The organism is Sporosarcina saromensis (genome assembly GCF_033253735.1).
Taxonomy (GTDB): domain Bacteria; phylum Bacillota; class Bacilli; order Bacillales_A; family Planococcaceae; genus Sporosarcina; species Sporosarcina saromensis.
The window spans coordinates 78538-97855 of record NZ_JAUBDI010000001.1 but is presented as its reverse complement, the minus strand read 5'-3'; the positions used below and the strand labels follow the sequence as shown (position 1 = coordinate 97855).

The window sequence follows — 19318 nt, the reverse complement described above, 5'->3', positions numbered from 1 at the left end:
CTATGATCTCCGTTTACTTTTCCGACAAGATTCGTCATAATAGTACCAAGAGCAAGATGGATAGGAGAATTTGTCGATGAAAAATAGTGATTATAAAGTAGATTTCGAGGAACATCGAAAAGAAATAGAACTGGATGAACAATCTGATGCAATCTTGCCCTCTCGCCTTGAGCGGCATGGGAAACGGAAGAAAAGTAAGCAGAACCGTTCATCAAGCCATACGATGATTAATGTCATTTTAGGTGTTTTTACATTTATCCCTGTGTTAATATTTGTCTTTGTCATCTATAATTTTTATTTTGGATCAGATAGTAGTTCAGCAAGCGAAGATTCAGATTTCCGTGTGGAGAATAATACAAGCAGTTCGATTGACAAGAATACATCTAATTCAGGTTTATTAGGTACGGATGATAAAAACGATGATAGTGATGCTGAAGAAGAAAGTGAAAAAGAACAACAGGCAGAAGTGCCCCCAACGACTTCCGATAAAGACAAACCTGTTGTGAACAAACCACAAAGCCCAGCTAACCAGGACAAAGAAAAGCAAAATGCTACTCAATCGAAAGAAGAAACAGATAAGGTGGAAAAAAAACCTGCTGCTCCTGCTAGCTCAACTACACATACCGTAGCTGAAAACGAAACTTTGTATCGAATATCGATGAATTATTATGGAAATGATAGTGGTATTGAAAAAATCAAATCAGCTAACGGTTTGTCATCGAACGAAATCAGAGTAGGGCAAAAATTAATCATCCCCAAAAATTAATTCTAAAAAAGAAGGAATGAAGAGGCAAAGGTAGGTTCTTTGCCTTTTTCTTATGGTAGGTGTGTAATGAAAATTGTATGGAATAGTATGCTAATTGCATTGGGTGTGTTTGGAAGTATTTTTGCTTATATGTACGCTCTTGCGAATCGGAAACAAGTCAAGCAGCATGCATTTAGTGTTAAAACCGATCAATTAGAACAGAAACAACTAACACTATTTTTTATATCCGATATTCATCGACGAAAAATTGATGAGCGCTTATTAAATAAGATTAGGAAATTTGGTCCCATTGACATGGTTATAATAGGTGGGGATTTGGCTGAAGGTGGCGTACCTGTTGCGCGGATAGAAGAAAATGTAGAAAAACTCTCTATGTTAGGCGAGCTATTTTTCATTTGGGGGAATAACGACCGTGAAGTCGGTGAAGACGTCATTCGACGTATACTCCAACGTCATGGGGGTACTCTGTTGGAAAATAGTGCAAGCGGGATAGCGAGTCATCCAACTTGGTGTCTATGTGGAACGGATGACCCTTCAAGCAATAATGTAGATATCAGTAGGGCCTTACAAAACAGTCATCGATACAAGCATCTGATCGTTGCGACACATTCTCCAGTTTTATTCCGAAAAGTGAAAGAATATGTACAACCAGATCTTATGCTTGCGGGTCATACACACGGTGGCCAAATAAGAATCGGGCGTTTTGGTTTACATCCATTAGGGAAATTTACTGTTTCAAACGCAAAAGCTACATTAATCAGTAATGGATATGGTACGTCAATTATTCCGTTACGATTTGGAGCGAAACCCGAATGTCATATTATACGGATAAGATACTAACCAGTGGACAGTCCAAATAGGTCTTTTTGGCAAAGGAAAGGAACGATGAAGCATGAATAACCTAGACGCGATTGTCATCGGTGGAGGCCCCTGTGGACTCTCCGCCGCGATTGAATTACAAAACAAAGGCTTACATGTCATTGTTGTAGAAAAAGGAAATGTTGTAAATTCATTGTATCGTTACCCGACACATCAAACGTTTTTCAGTTCAAGCATTAAATTATCGATTGGAGACATTCCTTTTATAACAGCGAAAGAAAAGCCGAAACGAAATGATGCACTCGTCTATTATCGTAAAGTGGCTGAATTAAAAGGCTTGAACATTCATAGTTATGAAACTGTTGTTAGTGTAGAGAAGCAAAATGACAGTTTTCAAGTTGTGACGGACAAAGAATGTTATCAAGCGAAGCACGTTATCGTAGCTACGGGATATTATGACCATCCGAATACATTAAATGTACCTGGAGAGAATTTGCCAAAGGTGTACAGCTATTTCAAAGAAGCTCATCCATATTTCGGGAAGCATGTTGCCGTTATTGGCGGAAAAAACTCCGCTGTCGATACCGCAATTGAGTTAGTAAGAGCTGGTGCGAAAGTGACTGTCATCTATCGAGGTTCAGTCTATTCTCCTAGCGTAAAGCCGTGGATATTACCTAGCTTTGATAGTTTTGTAAGGAATGGAGCGATAACGATGCATTTTGAAGCTAGCGTTGTGGAAATTACACCTACTTCTCTGGTATTCAAAAAGGATGGGACGCTTCATACAATTGATAATGACTACGTCTTCTCTATGATCGGTTACCATCCAGATTACAATTTATTATCGAACATGGGCATCACCATTGATGAACGAACAGGTAAACCCGATTATGACGAAGAAACAATGGAAACGAATGTGCCTGGTTTATACATTGCTGGTGTGATTGCAGCTGGTAATAATACGAATGAAATATTTATAGAGAACGGTCGCTTACATGGTAGTCTACTAGCGAACCATATTAGTGGGAAGAATGCGTGACTGGCATAGCAAGAAGTGGTATTCTCTAGTATGCTAGATGCGTGATATACTATTAGGGAAGGGAGACCGTTGCGTGATGATTATTTTGCTGACAGTTGCGATTGCACCAGGATTGGCACTTTTCAGTTATTTCTATTTAAGAAAACAAATTGCAAAAGACCCATCCCGTACACTCTTTCATACATTCCTTTATGGAGCGATTATGACCTTTCCGATTATGTTCATCCAACATGTGTTTGAAGAAGAACAAATTATTGAAAACGAATTTTTTCGAAATGCGCTCTTCACAAGTGGATTAGAGGAGTTTTTCAAATGGCTTATTTTGATTATAGCGATTTATAAACACATTGAATTCGAAGACGCCTATGACGGAATTTTGTATGGTGCAAGTGTTTCATTAGGATTTGCCACAGTAGAAAATATTTTGTATTTATTTACGTTCGGTTTGGATACCGCCTTTATTCGAGCATTATTACCTGTTTCAAGCCATGCATTGTTCGGAGTTGTGATGGGCTATTATATAGGGAAAGCAAAATTTGCTACAGCTAAGAGTCAAAAAGGTATGTTATTCTTCGCCTTTTTTGCTTCATTTATTTTACACTTCATCTATAACGGTATTTTAGGCGTCAATGATCATTCGTTGTACTTAATCATTCCGTTTATGTTGTTTTTGTGGTGGTTTGGTTTGACGCGTGTTAAGTATGCACATACATTTGCAATGCAACAATTTAGGAAAAAAGCACAAGTGAAATGAGATATGCAGGTAGTTTTTTATACAAAGTCTTAAATGAACTTTCGATATATTTCTTAGAGTTTTAGTTAATCACCGGATTTTTGAGTTAAAGTGTTCGAAAAGTATACTTTTGAACAAAGTGGATAAACAGTACGATTAGTGATAATAAATATGGTTGTGGGGTTTGGGACAAAAAAATGCAGTAGGCAAATTCGCCGACTGCATTTTTTTTGCATTTTTCAATTTTTCTTTTTCATATTCATGAGTGGATCGGAGCGGAAAAAGGCCGACTCCTCGAAAATGCTGGCGCATTTCCTTCGTGCGGTGCTTATTCGAGGAAGTCTATTCAATGTCCTGCGGGATTTAGCGCGAATGTTGAGACCCCGCAGGGAAAGCCGTTACGCAGAACGGCTTTTGCGAGCAAAAGCGTAGCGTTGGAACAAGGATGCCTTAATTTCCGCAAAGTACGCAGAAATACGGCAAATCGAACTCTTCGTTGTTCGATTGGCTCAAGCGCGCCCCGCGGAAAGCGTGCCTTTTGGAGCGCAGAGGAACGGTCTATTTAGAGTTTTGTCAAGAATCTTTTTTTATGCCATTCAATTTATAAAAAGAATAATCTTGGACAAACTGAAAAAAAGGAGGGTATGAAATTGAAAAAACTAATACTTAGCATGTTGACAGGTATTTTATTAGTAGGAATGACGTACACGACTGCCCCTATTCAAATTGAAGCATTCAGCTCCAGGGATCTTGCGAAAGGGGCAACTGGGGACGACGTCATCGAGCTGCAAGCAAGATTACAATATATCGGGTTTTATAACGGAGAAATTGATGGGAAATTCGGTTATGGAACCTATTGGGCTCTCCGTTCATTTCAAGAGAAGTACGGAATGCCGATCGACGGCATAGCAGGGACGCTAACGAAGAAGAAATTAACTGCGGCATCGTCCTATGACGAAAAGTTTGTGAAAGACAATATTAAGAAAGGCAATCAATTCACACATTACGGTGGTAAGCCACTTGCTTCCCAAGTAAAAGAAGGTGGAGGAAAGAAGGAAAACATCCATTTGCCTTCCAAATACTCTGAACAAGATTTGAAATTAATGGCAAATGCAGTTTATGGTGAAGCGAGAGGTGAGCCTTATGAAGGGCAAGTTGCCGTAGCTGCTGTCATTCTAAACCGCGTTGAGCATCCTGATTTTCCCGATACAGTAGGGGGTGTAATTTTTCAGCCTGGTGCATTTACGGCTGTTGATGACGGTCAAATTTGGTTGACTCCGAATGAACGGGCGAAAGAAGCTGTTCTCGATGCATTGAATGGGTGGGATCCTTCCGAAAACTCCATTTACTATTTTAATCCTATTACTGCTACGAGCAAATGGATTTGGACAAGGCCACAAGTTAAAAAGATTGGTTTACACATTTTCTGCCATTAATAAATTGGGTGAAAGGAGGATTGGAATAGCTCTATGTAAGAGCTGTTTAGGACAAAATGAAAAAAACAGTATTTGTTTTAGTTTATGCGTTACTCGTTGTCGGGGTATTTGCTTATAACAAGTCCGCTGAAAATGAAAATTTATCACTAGCTTTAAGTAATCAGTATGCGCAAAAAATGGCAGATGCTTCTGAGAAACTGGACGAATTGGATTCCGCAGTGAAACAGACATTACTCTTTAACGCTTCGGATGGTTCCAAGGAAGCAAAAGACGATATATGGAGATTGTCATCGGACATAAAAAATTCAGTCGCATCATTACCACTGGATACAAGTTTTTCAACAACGTGGATGAATTATCTTGGACGTATCGGCAATTATGCGAAAGAAGCGCAGCAATCTGAAAATCCGGATGAATATTATAAGGTCATGTCACAAGCATCCAAAAACTTAGGTGATATGAAAAATGAATGGAGAGTCGCAACATCCAGTCTTGTTGAAGGTCAATACTCTGTGGATGAGTGGACTGAAAGGTTGAATGCTACGAATCCTGACTTCGACTGGATGAAGATGAGTCAATCGATTAAAAGTTATACTGAAAGTGATTTTCCTTTAACGGCAAGTGAATCGGATGCGATGAAAAAGAGGGAATTAAAAAATATCGACGAACCAAAAATCACGCAAGACCAAGCTGTGAAAAGATTTCAAGGTCTCTTCCCTCAAGTGTCCAATGATGTTATCGGCGTGGAAATGAGTAAACCCGGCTCCCCATTTCCATTTTTCCACATTCGCTTCACAGATGGTGAATCAATTGGCTATATTGATATTACAGAAAAAGGTGGGCATGTCTTATCTTATTTAGCTGAACGTCCGTTTGGGAAAGAGAACTTTTCTTTTGAAGAAATTAAAAATAAAGCTGAAGACTTCTTGAAACGAGCAGAATATACAGATCTTGTCTATGAAGAAGCGCGAGAAAATAGTACGTCATGGCATTTGGTTTTTGTGCGTAAAGAACCGTTTTACGGGGCGAAAGTGTTTTCTGATGTAATTCATTTAAAAGTCGCGAAAGACACAGGGGGCATTATTGGCTTAAATGCCGCTGAATACATTCAAAAAGAAAAATTGCACCGCCAAGCAATTGATAAAATCGATTGGAAAGAGTTTTTCCACAATGATGTGAACATTGTACGAAACGAACTAGCTTACGTAGAAAATGAACGTTTAGAACAAAGGCTTTCGTATTACTTAACGGTCACGCGAGATGAACACGGCCATACAGGTACGTACAATGTAATTGTAGATACTGAAAACAAAGAGGTTATTAAAACGGAGAAACTGGATTAGTCCAAATGGATTAAAAAACAATATTGGAATTTTTGCCTACTCATGACATAATAGGATTAACTATTATAAGGTAGGTGTACCAGCATGCGTTTAAAAGTGGGTACTACAGTGACAATTGAAAAAGATTTCATCGAGGATGGAGAAAAGTATAAAAGCAAAGTCGTTGATTCTGGAGAGGATTTTGTTTTAATAGACTATCCGTCCCATATTGAAACGAAACGAACAGCTTTTTTCATGGATGGTACGCAATTACTCATTTCATTTATTGACAACAAGTTATCGTATGTATTTAAAGCAGAAGTGACAGGCAGGATGAACAAAGGTATACCAATGTTAAAATTGTCTTACCCGGGAGACAATGAGTTGTTAAAAATTCAACGTCGAGAATTTGTGCGTGTTGAAACAGCAATAGATGTTTCAATTGATTTTGACGGAGTGTATCGCCAATTTGTTGCCGAGGATATTAGTGCAGGTGGTATTGCGATTAACTTGGGATCCAGTGAGTCGTTAGAGGAAGCGCAACTCGTGCCTATGACAATTGTACTGCCGTACGTTAATGATGAAATTAAATATATCCAATCAAAGGCGAAAGCTGTACGAATATGGGAAAAGGACGGACGAAGAATTGCTTCGATGCAATTTACAGATATTGATCTGCTAGATCGGCAACATATTATCCGTTTCTGTTTTGAAAGACAAATCAAAGAACGGATGAGTAAATGATCAGATTTGGGGAAAGTCCTGTTTACAATGGGACTTTTCCCATTTTTATATGATACAATGTTTTCGAATTGAATTCGGGGGTAGATGATATGTTAAAAGGGATTACAATTGCAATTGACGGTCCTGCAGCTGCAGGGAAGAGTACGATTGCAAAAAGGATTGCTAAAAAACTAGGTTACACTTACATCGATACAGGAGCAATGTATCGAGCATTGACGCATAAAGCGATTGTACAAGGCATAAATATGGATAGTGACAACGAATTATCCGACCTATTAAGGCAAACAGAGATTGTGCTATTGCCGGTAAATGACACGCAAGCAATCCTGATTGATGGTGAAGACTGTACGGAGGAAATTCGGTCACAGTCAGTTACTGCGGGTGTTTCTAAAGTGGCAGCGCATGGCACTGTTCGTAAACTGATGGTTGAAAAACAACGCGATTTAGCTGCTGGGATGGGCGTTGTTATGGATGGTCGAGATATCGGTACGGAGGTGCTTCCTGACGCTGAAGTAAAGATTTTTATGACTGCTTCGGTTGATGAGCGTGCAGAAAGACGCTTTATAGAAAATACGAAACGCGGTATCCATACACCTTTGGAAGAATTGAAACAAGCGATTGAAAACCGAGACAAGGCAGATAGTGAGCGGGAGATTTCTCCATTGAAGAGGGCGGAAGATGCTATATTAGTAGATACAACCTCCATGTCAATTGAAGAAGTAGTCGATGAAATCGTTGAAATCGCAGAAAAGAGGATGTACTGATGAATTTATATCCTTTTGGCAAGTTTCTCGTTAGTACGATCTTTTATCCTTTATACCGTATTAAAGTGACAGGTGTAGAAAATTTCCCTAAAGACGGTGGTGTTCTTCTTTGTGCGAACCATATTGACAATTTAGACCCGCCTGTAGTCGGAATTACAGCCCCGCGCACTGTCCATTTTATGGCGAAAGAAGAATTGTTTCACGTACCGATCCTAAAATCCATTTTACCAAAAGTTCAAGCATTTCCAGTGAAAAGAGGAATGAGTGATCGGGAGGCTTTTCGTACCGCATTGAAGCTGCTCAGAAGTGGCGAGGTTGTTGGAATGTTCCCTGAAGGGACAAGAAGTAAGACGGGCGAATTAGGAAAAGGTCTTGCTGGAGCTGGGTTCTTTGCATTAAAAGGAGAAGCGGTCGTAATGCCGTGTGCAATCATTGGTCCTTACAAACGATTTAAACGTTTACACGTCGTTTATGGCAAGCCGATTGATATGACTCCGTATCGTGAACGTAAAGCATCTGCAGAAGAGGTGACCGAAGTAATCATGCATGAAATCCAAACCCTTTTGAAGCAAAACAAATAATTTGATAAGGTGAATTTTTTGTTTTTATGAATCGATTCGAATAATATAGAGATAGGATTCATTATGGAGGAGGACTACATATGACGGAAGAAATGAATTTGGATGCAATGAACGGGTATAAAGAGGGTGACCGTGTCACAGCGACTGTGACGAAGATTGAAGATAAATCGGTAATGGTCGAAATTTCTGGTGCACCGTTTGACGGTGTCATCCCAATAAGTGAACTGTCAAGCCTTCACATTGAGAAAGCATCGGACGCTGTGGAAGTAGGGGACAAGCTTGAATTGATCATTACAAAAGTGGAAGATGAAAATTATGTATTATCCAAACGAAAAGTCGATGCGGAAGATGCTTGGGACTCTCTTGAAGAAAAGTTCCGCAACGAAGAGACCATTGAAACTGAAGTGAAAGATGTTGTAAAAGGTGGACTCGTTGTAGATCTAGGTGTAAGAGGATTCATTCCTGCCTCACTCGTCGAAGATCATTTCGTGGAATCGTTTGATGATTACAAAGGACGTACAATGGAATTCAAAATTGTTGAAATGGACAAAGAAAAAAACAGACTGATTTTGTCCCATCGAGCAGTCCTTCAACAACAAAAAGCTACGAAGAAAGACGAGATTCTTGATGAATTGAAAGAGGGTCAAGTCCTTGATGGTACTGTACAACGGATTGCTTCTTTTGGGGCTTTCGTTGACATTGGTGGTGTTGATGGATTAGTTCACATTTCACAAATTTCCCATGAACATATTGATAAAGTTTCTGATGCAGTCAAAGAAGGCGATCGAGTGAAGGTGAAAGTCCTTTCTGTAGATCGCGATGCTGAGAGAATTTCATTATCCATCAAAGAAACATTGCCGGGACCGTGGGATGGGATTGAACAACGGGCAACAATTGGTTCGACGCTTGAAGGAACCGTTAAACGCCTCGTATCGTATGGGGCATTTGTCGAAGTGTTCCCTGGAGTTGAAGGCTTAGTTCACATTTCAAGAATTTCTCATCAGCATATCGGTACTCCACATGAAGTGTTGGAAGAAGGACAACAGGTTGCAGTAAAAGTTGTTGATGTAAATGCAGATGAGAAGAGACTCTCTCTAAGTATTAAGGATTTATTGGAGAAAGAGGAAGAAGAATCTTTTGACGGATATGAAATGAAAGAAGAATCCGGCTTCTCAATTAGTGACGTCATTGGTGATCAATTAAAAAAGTTCACAGAATAAATTTGACGGATTTATGAACATTTGTCAATGTGGCAAAACTGTGGGTGATGGTGCTTGCATAGGCATCATCGCCTTTTTTGTGTATAATAGCACAAGAGATATACTGGAAGGGTGTTAAGACGAATGAGTAAACCAACCGTAGCAATTGTTGGAAGGCCAAATGTAGGAAAATCTACAATTTTTAATCGGATTGTAGGAGAGCGTGTATCGATTGTAGAGGATGTCGCAGGCGTAACACGTGATCGTATTTATAGCTCTGCCGATTGGCTTTCTCATGATTTCAATATAATCGATACAGGAGGCATCGATATAGGCGATGAACCGTTCCTGGAGCAAATCCGTTTGCAGGCTGAGATTGCGATCGAAGAGGCGGATGTCATCATCTTTTTGACAAATGGACGAGAAGGTGTGACAGATGCTGATGAACAAGTTGCAAAGATCCTATACAAAACGAAAAAACCCGTCGTATTGGCAGTAAACAAAATTGACAATCCAGACATGCGGGATATGATTTATGATTTCTACTCCCTCGGTTTTGGAGATCCTTATCCGATTTCTGGCTCGCACGGCATCGGTCTTGGTGACTTGCTGGATGCAGTTGCTGCTAGCTTTCCGGCACCTGGTGAAGAAGCTATTGAGGATGACGTCATACGTTTTTCGTTGATCGGAAGACCGAATGTCGGGAAATCATCACTCGTTAATGCGTTGCTTGGAGAAGAACGCGTCATCGTCAGTGACGTTGCAGGTACGACGACAGATGCAATTGATACTCCGTATGAATTTGAAGGTCAAAAGTACAAAATTATAGATACTGCTGGAATGCGTAAAAAAGGAAAAGTGTATGAAAACACGGAAAAGTACAGTGTATTGCGTGCATTAAAAGCAATTGACCGATCCGATGTTGTGTTAATCGTCATTAATGGGGAAGAAGGCATTCGTGAACAGGACAAGCGGATTGCTGGCTATGCAGAAGAAGCAGGAAAAGGGATACTTTTCGTCGTGAACAAATGGGATGCGATTGAAAAGGATGACAAGACGATGAATAAATTCACAGAAGACATCCGGAAAAACTTCTTGTTCCTAGACTACGCACCAATTTCATTTGTATCAGCGAAGACGAAACAACGGGTCACAACGTTGTTCGATCAAATCAAAATGATTAGTGAAAACCACGCGATGCGTATTCAGTCAAGCGTGTTAAATGAAGTGATTGAAGATGCCGTTGCACGAAATCCAGCACCGTCAGATAAAGGCCGCAGACTGCGTATCTATTACGCTACGCAAGTGGCAATCAAACCACCTGTATTTGTTGTTTTTGTCAATGAACCTGAACTTATGCATTTTTCATACGAACGATTCCTTCAAAACCGTTTACGCGAATCATTCGGATTTGAAGGAACACCGATTCGTTTAATAACACGAGCAAGAAGCTGAAAAAGAGGTGTCCTATTTTGGAAAAAATCACAGTACTCGGTGCAGGTAGTTGGGGTACGGCAATTGCGTTTGTATTAGCTGAAAACGGACATGATTGTTTGTTGTGGACTAGAAGAACCGAACAAGCTGTAGAAATAAACGAACAGCATACAAATGCAGCTTATTTACCAGGTATCTCCTTACCAGAAAACTTGCATTCCCACGCTGATCTTGCAGCAGCAGTTGCACATGCTCAAACGATTGTCATCGCAGTGCCTACAAAAGCGATACGGGAAGTTTGTAGACAAATAGAAGCGCTTTCTAATGAGCCAAAACTTATTGTTCACGTATCTAAAGGAATTGAGCCTGATTCCTTAAAGCGTATTTCTGAAGTAATAGAAGAAGAAATCGATCAATCAAAACGGCAAGCGGTTGTTGCTCTTTCTGGTCCAAGTCACGCTGAAGAAGTTGTTCTTAGACATCCTACAACGATTACGGCAGCATCAAATGACAATGAGGCAGCAGTACGTGTGCAAGACCTTTTCATGAACCAATACTTCCGCGTTTACACGAACGATGATTTAATTGGTGTGGAACTTGGTGCTGCGTTAAAGAACATCATTGCACTTGGTGCTGGGATATCAGATGGAATCGGATATGGAGACAACGCAAAAGCAGCGCTCATTACACGTGGGCTTGCAGAAATTACACGTCTTGGTGTGAAAATGGGTGCGAATCCACTTACCTTTTCAGGGCTAACTGGATTGGGTGATTTAATTGTGACGTGCACGAGTGTCCATTCACGCAATTGGAAAGCAGGGAATTTACTCGGTAAAGGACAGACGCTCGATGAGGTGGTTTCTGGTATGGGGATGGTCATTGAAGGTGTACGTACAACGAAAGCAGCCTATCGTTTAGCTGAAAAGTATGATGTTTCGATGCCACTGACACAAGCGCTGTACGCTGTCTTGTTCGAAAGTGTGCATCCGAAAGAAGCTGTTGATCAACTGATGAACAGAATGAAAAAACAAGAAACAGAAGACATTTTTTATAAATGAATAATGTTGTTCTGCCGCAGAGGAAAGGATGATCCATTTGTCCCCGTTGGATAAAATGTGGCTGTCTTTTTACGCGATGGGTTTCATGGCGATTTCCATGGGACTCATCTATGTAAGCAGACACAAGCTGTCGAATAGATTTCTGAAGTTTATTTTTGCGCTAATCGCATATGCTTTGTTGCTCTTTTCGTTTTTTGCAATGATCTACCTTGTATTTAGTGGGCCTTCAGGAGGTGCGAAATGATGTTGATGCAACGAAAAAGCATACTTGCTCTCATGTTGTCCTTCGCACTACTTTTAGCAGGTTGTATGTATCCTGATAATGAGCGAGCGACAAAGGAAAATCCATACGAAGAACAGATTGAAGTTGTGCAAAAGGCGGTAGATGCGTATCAGGAAGCAAATGGTGGTCTCTTGCCGATTAAGACAAAAGACCAAGACACAGACAGATACATAAAATACCCAATAGAATTTGCAAAGATTGTCCCTGGTTATACAGAGAAGATTCCTTCGAATGCGTATGAGAATGGGGGGATTTTTCAATATGTCTTAATGGATGTAGAGGAGAACCCGACTGTAAAATTAGTGGACTTGAGAATTGCCGAACGACTTAGAGATTTGAATTTACGCAGGCAAATCAATGGTAGCCTTCCGTTCAAAGAGGAAGTCGGTGAATATGTCTATGAAATCGACTATGAAAAAATGGGTTTCAAAGAGCCGTTAAAAGTCGAAAGTCCGTATTCGGATGCGCAGTTACCAATCGTAGTAGCGGCTGATGGGCATTTTTATGTGGATTATTCAATTGATTTGAATCGGATTTTGCAAGAGGAGAAACCGGACGTGAAAGCAGGAGAAGATATACGGTATTTGCTAGAGGAAAAAAGTGCAGTTGTTCCTGCTTATTCTTTGCCCTATACAGTAAATGAAGATAACGAGCCGATCTTCATGAATAAAAAATAACGTCTATTTAAAACGTTTCATGCATTTTTAGCATGAAACGTTTTTCGTTTACATAAACTAATATGCGCGAAAAAAGGGAGGGCTAAGTATGAAAGAGGAATTATACGAAAATCTTGCTAGACGGACAGATGGGGATATTTATATCGGAGTAGTAGGCCCTGTTCGTGTCGGTAAATCGACATTCGTCAAAAGAGTGATGGAAGAGGTCGTCATACCGAACATGACAGATGCTGGCGACAGGGCTCGAGCACAGGATGAACTACCTCAAAGTTCCCCTGGTCCGGTTATCATGACGGCTGAGCCGAAATTTGTACCTGCCCAAGGTACACAAGTATCGATCGGGGATGGTGAGTTATCTTTTCAAGTCAGGCTAGCTGACTGTGTCGGTTATGTCATTGACGGTGTGAAAGGATATGAAGACGAGGATGGACCGAAATACGTCCATACACCTTGGCACAATGAGCCGATACCTTTTGAGGAAGCTGCACGGATTGGCACTGATAAAGTGATTCGAGATCATTCGACCATCGGTATACTTGTCACGACGGATGGAACCGTGAACAATATTCCTCGAGCTGCCGCTGCAGTTGCAGAAGAGGAAATTGTCGGCAAGCTAAAAGAAATCGGCAAACCTTTTGTCATTGTATTAAATTCAAAAATGCCTGCTCATGACCGGACAGTTGCCCTTAGAGAGCAGCTTCGTGAGCAACATGGTGTTCCAGTCATTGCAATCAGTGCAGATCAATTAAATGCCCAGGAGATTCAACTCATATTAAAAGAAGCGTTATATGAATTTCCGATTACGGACATCGAATTACAAAAACCTGACTGGATGGATGTTCTCGGTGCTGAACATGACATGAATGCATCCATCGACAATGTGATAAAAGAAGGCTTTTTAGGTGCTTCAAAAATTCGTGAAGTACGGGCATTGGCAGAGCGTTTGAAAGATGAAAAGTACGTCCGACACGCGGAAGTTGTAGAAGTGGACGCTGGAAAAGGGAAAGCGACAGTTAATATTGAAATGGATGAATTGGCATTCCAGGAAGTTTGTGAAGACTTCATGCAGCAAGAAATGCGTACAAAGAAAGATTGGCTCGTCTTTATCAAAGATGCGGTGAAAGCGAAAAAATCTTATGACATGTATGCAGAAGCAATTGATACAGCCAAAAAGACCGGCTATGGGGTTGCATTGCCGACAATTGATGATTTCCAACCGTCTCCACCAGAATTAATTAAACAAGATAACTTCTACGGTGTGCGTATGAAGGCAGCGGCGCCTTCACTACACATTATCCGAATTGATATGGATGCGGAGTTCTCTCCATTAATCGGCTCCGAATTCCATAGTCACCACCTGCTCAAGGAACTGAAAAATGCATACTTACACGACAGAGAAGCACTATGGCAAACACAACTTTTCGGAACACCGTTACATGAGGTGTTGAAGGAAAGTATACGATTCAAGACTTCATCTGTTCCACCGAATGCGCGTAAACGTCTCCGTGAGACAATTGAACAGATGGTTAATGATGGAAATAAAGGCATGATTACATTTATCGTTTAAAATGTCCTGACCATTCGATTTGTCAAGGAATATGCTGAAAAGACCCTTATTTTCCGGGTCTTTTTCTGTTTTTGGTCAAATTAGCTAAAATACGGCCAAAACGTCGATAATATTGTTGCACCGCCGTTTTGAGTATGTTACTCTTTTTACAGTGTTCAAAGAAAAGCGCAGAACACCGTTTAGCTCAACCGGCCACTGGAAGGATCGAGAAGAAATGCTCGCATTTCGTCCGAGAGCCAGAAGTGGACGCGTGAGCTGGTGTTCGGAGCTGGACAAAAAGAAAAGCGCAGAACACCGTTTAGCGGTGTAACAGCAATCCCCTTTGAGAGGAGGTGAATGGTGTGAATAAAACAGAATTGATCAACTCAGTTGCCGAAGCGGCAGGTCTGACTAAAAAAGATGCTACTAAAGCGGTTGAAGCTGTATTCGATACAATCCAATCGACACTTGCAAATGGTGATAAAGTACAATTGATCGGATTCGGTAACTTTGAAGTGCGTGAGCGTGCTGCTCGTAAAGGACGTAACCCGCAATCAGGTGAAGAAATCGAAATTGCTGCTAGCAAGGTTCCTGCATTTAAAGCAGGTAAAGCGCTTAAAGATGCTGTTAAGTAATCTTTAAGCTTACATAGGAGTCCGTCCGCTAATTCTGGCTAACAGATCTAGGGGCGGACTCCTTTTATTATGTACGATGGACGATAGAATCCACGAACTGTACGTATGCTTGGGATTATGCTACTATCTTTGAAGGACTAGCATTTCAAAGGGTTGAGGAGGTTGTTGGCATGAATGAAATGGATCTGCCTAAAATAGAGAAAGCAGTGACAATGATTTTGGAGGCTATTGGGGAAGACCCACAACGAGAGGGATTGTTGGAAACGCCAAACCGGGTAGCCAAGATGTATGCGGAAGTTTTTCAAGGAATCGATAAGGATCCTAAACAATATTTTGAGACCGTTTTTCATGAAAACCACGATGAAGTTGTATTAGTAAAAGATATACCTTTCCACTCAATGTGTGAACATCACCTTGTACCATTTTTTGGTCATGCTCATATTGCATACATACCGCGGAACGGAGTTGTTGCAGGACTCAGCAAGCTAGCGCGTGCAGTTGAGACAACAGCAAAACGCCCGCAATTGCAAGAACGAATTACGTCAACTGTTGCGAATGCAATGATGGGCATGTTGAATCCTATTGGCGTATATGTCATTATTGAAGCAGAACATATGTGCATGACGATGCGTGGTATTAAAAAGCCGGGTGCTAAAACCGTAACAACTGTAGCACGTGGAATCTATGAACATGACGATGTGAAAAGAGCTGAAATTCTGTCACTTCTTAAGTCCATCTGATGTCTTTGCGGTTAATTGGTTTTCTGTGATATGATTGGATGTATATGAATGACAGGAGTGGAAAACATGGCTCAACCTGAATTTATCGTGATTAAAGCATTAGAAGACGGTGTGAACGTTATTGGTCTCACAAGAGGGAACGATACAAAGTTCCATCATACCGAGAAATTGGATTGTGGTGAAGTGATGATTGCACAATTTACAGAGCATACATCCGCCATGAAAATCCGTGGTAAATCCGAAATTCACTCGGCCCATGGAATTGTTTATAGCGATGGGAAAGAATAACTCTAATCGTATAACTCTTTCACATTGCAATTGAATGGAGATCCGAAGATGGACAGACAACTACTCAATCGAAAGATTCAATACTATATAAGGGATGTTGAACAATCCATTCAAGAACCCATTATGACCAAAACATTAGGAAGAATGCCGTTGGACGATGCAAAGGCGTTTTTTCTATTGTTACCGTTACTGAACGGCGAAGAATGGTCAGAAGAGCTACATGTGTCTGCTCTTGCAGTTGGAGCTGTACATGCAGCTTTTGATATCCATGATAAGGTGGATATTTTAGATGCCTCTTCTAAAGAACAACAACTAATGGTCTTGTCTGGGGATCATTTTAGTGGCATTCACTACAAGTTATTAGCATCTATTTCGGATTTTGCTTTTATTACATCCATGTCTGAGATGATAGGACGGATTAATGAGACGAAAACGAATTTGTTAATGGAAGAAGTAGAAAGTGTACAAGCATTGATTCAATCAATGACTTGCATCGAATCCGGATGCATTTCGGAGTTTCTAAACACGTACGGCTTTTCGCGGTATACCAAAATTACGCAGTCTGCATTGGCACTTATTTGGTTTTCCAGGAAGTTCTCCAAAAATGCAATTGTACGATATGGTTGGACAGGGAATTCCATGAGTAAAACGGATGTTGAAAAAGCGATATCCATATTGACGACAATCTTACAAGAAGAGCTTGTGAGTGCTGAATTTCTAAGCCCTTTTTTAAAGCAGGAAATTCTTAGGCTCGCGACCCCTCTTTTAGGTAAACCCATTTAAGAAAGAAAGGGGAACCATCTTGAAAACATCTAAAGAAGAAAAAGTGCACCATGTATTTGAAAAGATTGCTACGGATTATGATAAAATGAATTCGGTAATCAGCTTCAATCAACATAAAAAATGGCGTAATGATATTATGTTACGCATGAATGTGAAAAAAGGTGCGAAGGCACTAGACGTTTGTTGCGGTACTGCAGATTGGACCATTGCATTAGCGGAAGCTGTAGGGATGGAAGGAGAAGTGAAAGGGCTCGATTTCAGCCCAAGTATGCTTGCTTCAGCCAAACCGAAAGTTGACAAATACCCTACCATTGAACTGATTCAAGGCAACGCGATGGAATTGCCGTTTCCTGACAACAGTTTTGATTATGTAACAATAGGTTTCGGTTTACGGAATGTACCTGACTATGAGCAAGTATTAAAGGAATTGTGTCGAGTATTAAAACCGGGGGGCATGGCAGCGTGTCTAGAAACATCCCAAGCGGAAATTCCTGGGTACCGCCAACTGTTCCGTTTTTACTTTAAATATATCATGCCGATTTTCGGAAAACTTTTTGCGAAAAGTTATAAGGAATACTCATGGTTACAAGAATCTGCGGATGACTTTCCAGGTGCCAAGCAATTGTCACAAATGTTCGTAGACGCTGGGTTTCGTGAAGTATCTTATAAGAAATATAGTGGTGGGGCAACAGCGGGGCACATCGCATACAAATAATTGCAAGTAGGGGAAGGTAATTGTCTTGGAGAAATTGAAGTTATTGTCACTTTATACTGGGTTTCGAAAGGACCTAACATTTATCGAAAAGGAACTTGAAAAAACCGTAGACTCCTCTTCCCCGGTCATTCGGCAAGCTTCTCTCCTGCTTTTACGTGCAGGGGGGAAAAGGATTCGTCCGATTTTCGTTATATTGTCATCACAGTTTGGGCAGTATTCAAAGGAGAATGTTGCAAAAGTCGCGGTCTCCTTGGAGCTGATTCATATGGCTTCACTTGTACATGATGATGTCATTGACAATTCGGATGTCCGACGTGGATTCGAAACGGTCAAAGCACGATGGAATAATCGTATTGCAATGTATACAGGTGATTATATCTTCTCAAGAGCACTCGTGTCGATCGGTGAAATTGAAATGTCGGCAGTCCATCAGTTACTCGCAGAGACGATGTTGGAGATTTGTAAGGGTGAAATCATTCAAATAGAATTCCAACAAAAGATTGATCAAACATTCCGCGATTATTTACGCCGTATTAAACGAAAGACGGCTTTGTTGTTATCCTCCAGTTGTGAATTAGGTGCACTCGTTTCAAATGCATCTCCCGATGTTGTCAGGAAACTGAAGCGGTTTGGTTATTTTGCCGGCATGGCTTTTCAAATTGTTGATGACATACTGGATATTACTTCAACAGATGAAAAACTTGGCAAACCTGCTGGTAGTGATCTGTTAAATGGACATTTAACATTACCGACACTTTACATAAAAGATGAACCGGAATTCCAGCCCTATTTGGTACGCTCCTTCTATGGAACGTTGACAGATGTTGAGCGGGGAGAGATGTTGACATATATACGTCAGTCAGGTGCTATTGAACGAGCACAACGTGTAAGTGATCAATACTTGGAAAAAGCAATTGCGGAAGTTGAAATGTTGCCGGATTGCGAGGCGAAAAAATCGTTGCTACAAATTGCCGAGTTTCTTGGACAAAGAAAGTTCTAATGAAGAGATACCAGTTGAAAGTTTAGGATCTGAATGGTACGATCAGTAAGGATAAAATTCCATACATACGTGAAGGAGTGTTTATAAATGGAAAAAACATTTTTAATGGTAAAGCCAGACGGCGTACAACGTAATTTAATCGGTGAAATCGTAAACCGTTTTGAAAGTAAAGGATTTACATTAGTAGGCGGGAAATTAATGCAAATTTCTCAAGAACTTGCTGAACAACACTACGGTGAACATAAAGAGCGTCCGTTTTTCGGTGAGCTTGTAGAATTCATCACTTCAGGCCCTGTATTTGCAATGGTTTGGGAAGGCGAAAACGTTATCTCAACTGCACGTCTTATGATGGGTGCTACAAATCCAAAAGAATCAGCTCCAGGAACAATTCGTGGAGACTTTGCTGTAACTGTCGGCAAGAACATCATTCATGGTTCAGACTCACCAGAATCTGCAGTCCGTGAGATCAACTTGTTCTTCAAGGAAGAAGAGCTTGTAAGCTATGACAAAGCAATGGTCAGCTGGATTAACTAATTTAATGACTACCAGTAAGGTTTGATAAAAACAGCCAAGCGTACGAACGCAAGGCTGTTTTTATTATATGTGTCAACATCTTGATGCTTGCAAAACGATTCTCCATGATAATTCCATAGTAGTTTAAGCGAGTAATCATTTCATCATCAACCGAGATAGGCATAAATATGCATCCGATTTGCATTTGTCACACATTTTTCAACTCTTTTCCGCTATAATTAG

22 protein-coding genes are annotated in these 19318 nt (G+C 40.6%); all 22 read left to right on the top strand.

The window, feature by feature from the left end:
* Positions 1–76 precede the first annotated feature (76 nt).
* The 22 genes from QT711_RS00535 (at position 77) to ndk (ending at position 19096) form a co-directional block, all read left to right on the top strand.
* Positions 77–766 (top strand): LysM peptidoglycan-binding domain-containing protein, encoded by a 690-nt coding sequence (locus tag QT711_RS00535; protein WP_317941536.1) that lies wholly within the window; start codon positions 77–79, stop codon positions 764–766.
* Positions 767–832: 66 nt separating this feature from the next.
* Positions 833–1606 carry a metallophosphoesterase gene (locus QT711_RS00530; protein ID WP_317941535.1) on the top strand — a complete coding sequence of 258 codons (774 nt, stop codon included), beginning with the start codon at positions 833–835 and terminating at the stop codon, positions 1604–1606.
* A gap of 52 nt (positions 1607–1658) precedes the next feature.
* Entirely contained in the window at positions 1659–2624 is a 966-nt protein-coding gene (locus tag QT711_RS00525) for a YpdA family putative bacillithiol disulfide reductase (protein WP_317941534.1), read from the top strand.
* Positions 2625–2700: 76 nt separating this feature from the next.
* Positions 2701–3378: a glutamic-type intramembrane protease PrsW gene (prsW, locus tag QT711_RS00520; protein WP_317941933.1), complete on the top strand. Its 678-nt coding sequence runs from the start codon at positions 2701–2703 to the stop codon at positions 3376–3378.
* A gap of 677 nt (positions 3379–4055) precedes the next feature.
* Positions 4056–4793: a spore cortex-lytic enzyme gene (sleB, locus tag QT711_RS00515; protein ID WP_398295479.1), complete on the top strand. Its 738-nt coding sequence runs from the start codon at positions 4056–4058 to the stop codon at positions 4791–4793.
* A gap of 56 nt (positions 4794–4849) precedes the next feature.
* Positions 4850–6136, top strand: coding sequence for a PepSY1/2 domain-containing protein (locus QT711_RS00510; protein WP_317941532.1), 1287 nt, complete (start codon positions 4850–4852; stop codon positions 6134–6136).
* An 84-nt stretch (positions 6137–6220) separates the two neighbouring features.
* Positions 6221–6859 (top strand): flagellar brake protein, encoded by a 639-nt coding sequence (locus QT711_RS00505; protein WP_317941531.1) that lies wholly within the window; start codon positions 6221–6223, stop codon positions 6857–6859.
* Between the two features lie 89 nt (positions 6860–6948).
* On the top strand, positions 6949–7623 hold the full coding sequence (gene cmk / locus QT711_RS00500; protein ID WP_317941530.1) for a (d)CMP kinase: 675 nt from the start codon (positions 6949–6951) through the stop codon (positions 7621–7623).
* Complete coding sequence (locus tag QT711_RS00495; protein WP_317941529.1) at positions 7623–8204, top strand: lysophospholipid acyltransferase family protein; 582 nt, start codon at positions 7623–7625, stop codon at positions 8202–8204. The genes cmk and QT711_RS00495 overlap by 1 nt, the downstream gene beginning before the upstream one ends.
* Before the next feature lie 80 nt (positions 8205–8284).
* The gene (rpsA, locus tag QT711_RS00490; protein ID WP_317941528.1) at positions 8285–9424 is read left to right on the top strand and encodes a 30S ribosomal protein S1; all 1140 of its coding nucleotides are present in this window, start codon (positions 8285–8287) and stop codon (positions 9422–9424) included.
* Positions 9425–9547: 123 nt separating this feature from the next.
* On the top strand, positions 9548–10858 hold the full coding sequence (gene der, locus QT711_RS00485; RefSeq protein ID WP_317941527.1) for a ribosome biogenesis GTPase Der: 1311 nt from the start codon (positions 9548–9550) through the stop codon (positions 10856–10858).
* A gap of 17 nt (positions 10859–10875) precedes the next feature.
* Positions 10876–11895: an NAD(P)H-dependent glycerol-3-phosphate dehydrogenase gene (locus QT711_RS00480; protein WP_317941526.1), complete on the top strand. Its 1020-nt coding sequence runs from the start codon at positions 10876–10878 to the stop codon at positions 11893–11895.
* A gap of 28 nt (positions 11896–11923) precedes the next feature.
* Positions 11924–12139 (top strand): DUF2768 domain-containing protein, encoded by a 216-nt coding sequence (locus QT711_RS00475; protein WP_317941525.1) that lies wholly within the window; start codon positions 11924–11926, stop codon positions 12137–12139.
* A complete protein-coding gene (locus QT711_RS00470) occupies positions 12139–12855 on the top strand; it encodes a hypothetical protein (RefSeq protein WP_317941524.1) in 717 nt (238 codons plus the stop codon). Before QT711_RS00475 ends, QT711_RS00470 begins: the two co-directional genes overlap by 1 nt.
* An 88-nt stretch (positions 12856–12943) precedes the next feature.
* Complete coding sequence (spoIVA, locus tag QT711_RS00465; RefSeq protein ID WP_317941523.1) at positions 12944–14422, top strand: stage IV sporulation protein A; 1479 nt, start codon at positions 12944–12946, stop codon at positions 14420–14422.
* Positions 14423–14763: 341 nt separating this feature from the next.
* A complete protein-coding gene (locus QT711_RS00460) occupies positions 14764–15036 on the top strand; it encodes an HU family DNA-binding protein (RefSeq protein WP_037561579.1) in 273 nt (90 codons plus the stop codon).
* A gap of 170 nt (positions 15037–15206) precedes the next feature.
* Positions 15207–15776, top strand: a complete 570-nt coding sequence (gene folE / locus QT711_RS00455) for a GTP cyclohydrolase I FolE (RefSeq protein ID WP_317941522.1) — start codon at positions 15207–15209, stop codon at positions 15774–15776.
* A 66-nt stretch (positions 15777–15842) separates the two neighbouring features.
* Positions 15843–16064 (top strand): trp RNA-binding attenuation protein MtrB, encoded by a 222-nt coding sequence (gene mtrB, locus QT711_RS00450; protein ID WP_317941932.1) that lies wholly within the window; start codon positions 15843–15845, stop codon positions 16062–16064.
* A 48-nt stretch (positions 16065–16112) separates the two neighbouring features.
* Entirely contained in the window at positions 16113–16847 is a 735-nt protein-coding gene (locus QT711_RS00445; protein WP_317941521.1) for a heptaprenyl diphosphate synthase component 1, read from the top strand.
* Positions 16848–16866: 19 nt separating this feature from the next.
* A complete protein-coding gene (locus tag QT711_RS00440) occupies positions 16867–17562 on the top strand; it encodes a demethylmenaquinone methyltransferase (protein WP_317941520.1) in 696 nt (231 codons plus the stop codon).
* A 25-nt stretch (positions 17563–17587) separates the two neighbouring features.
* Entirely contained in the window at positions 17588–18562 is a 975-nt protein-coding gene (locus QT711_RS00435) for a polyprenyl synthetase family protein (protein WP_317941519.1), read from the top strand.
* Between the two features lie 87 nt (positions 18563–18649).
* The gene (gene ndk / locus QT711_RS00430) at positions 18650–19096 is read left to right on the top strand and encodes a nucleoside-diphosphate kinase (RefSeq protein ID WP_317941518.1); all 447 of its coding nucleotides are present in this window, start codon (positions 18650–18652) and stop codon (positions 19094–19096) included.
* Positions 19097–19318 lie beyond the last annotated feature (222 nt).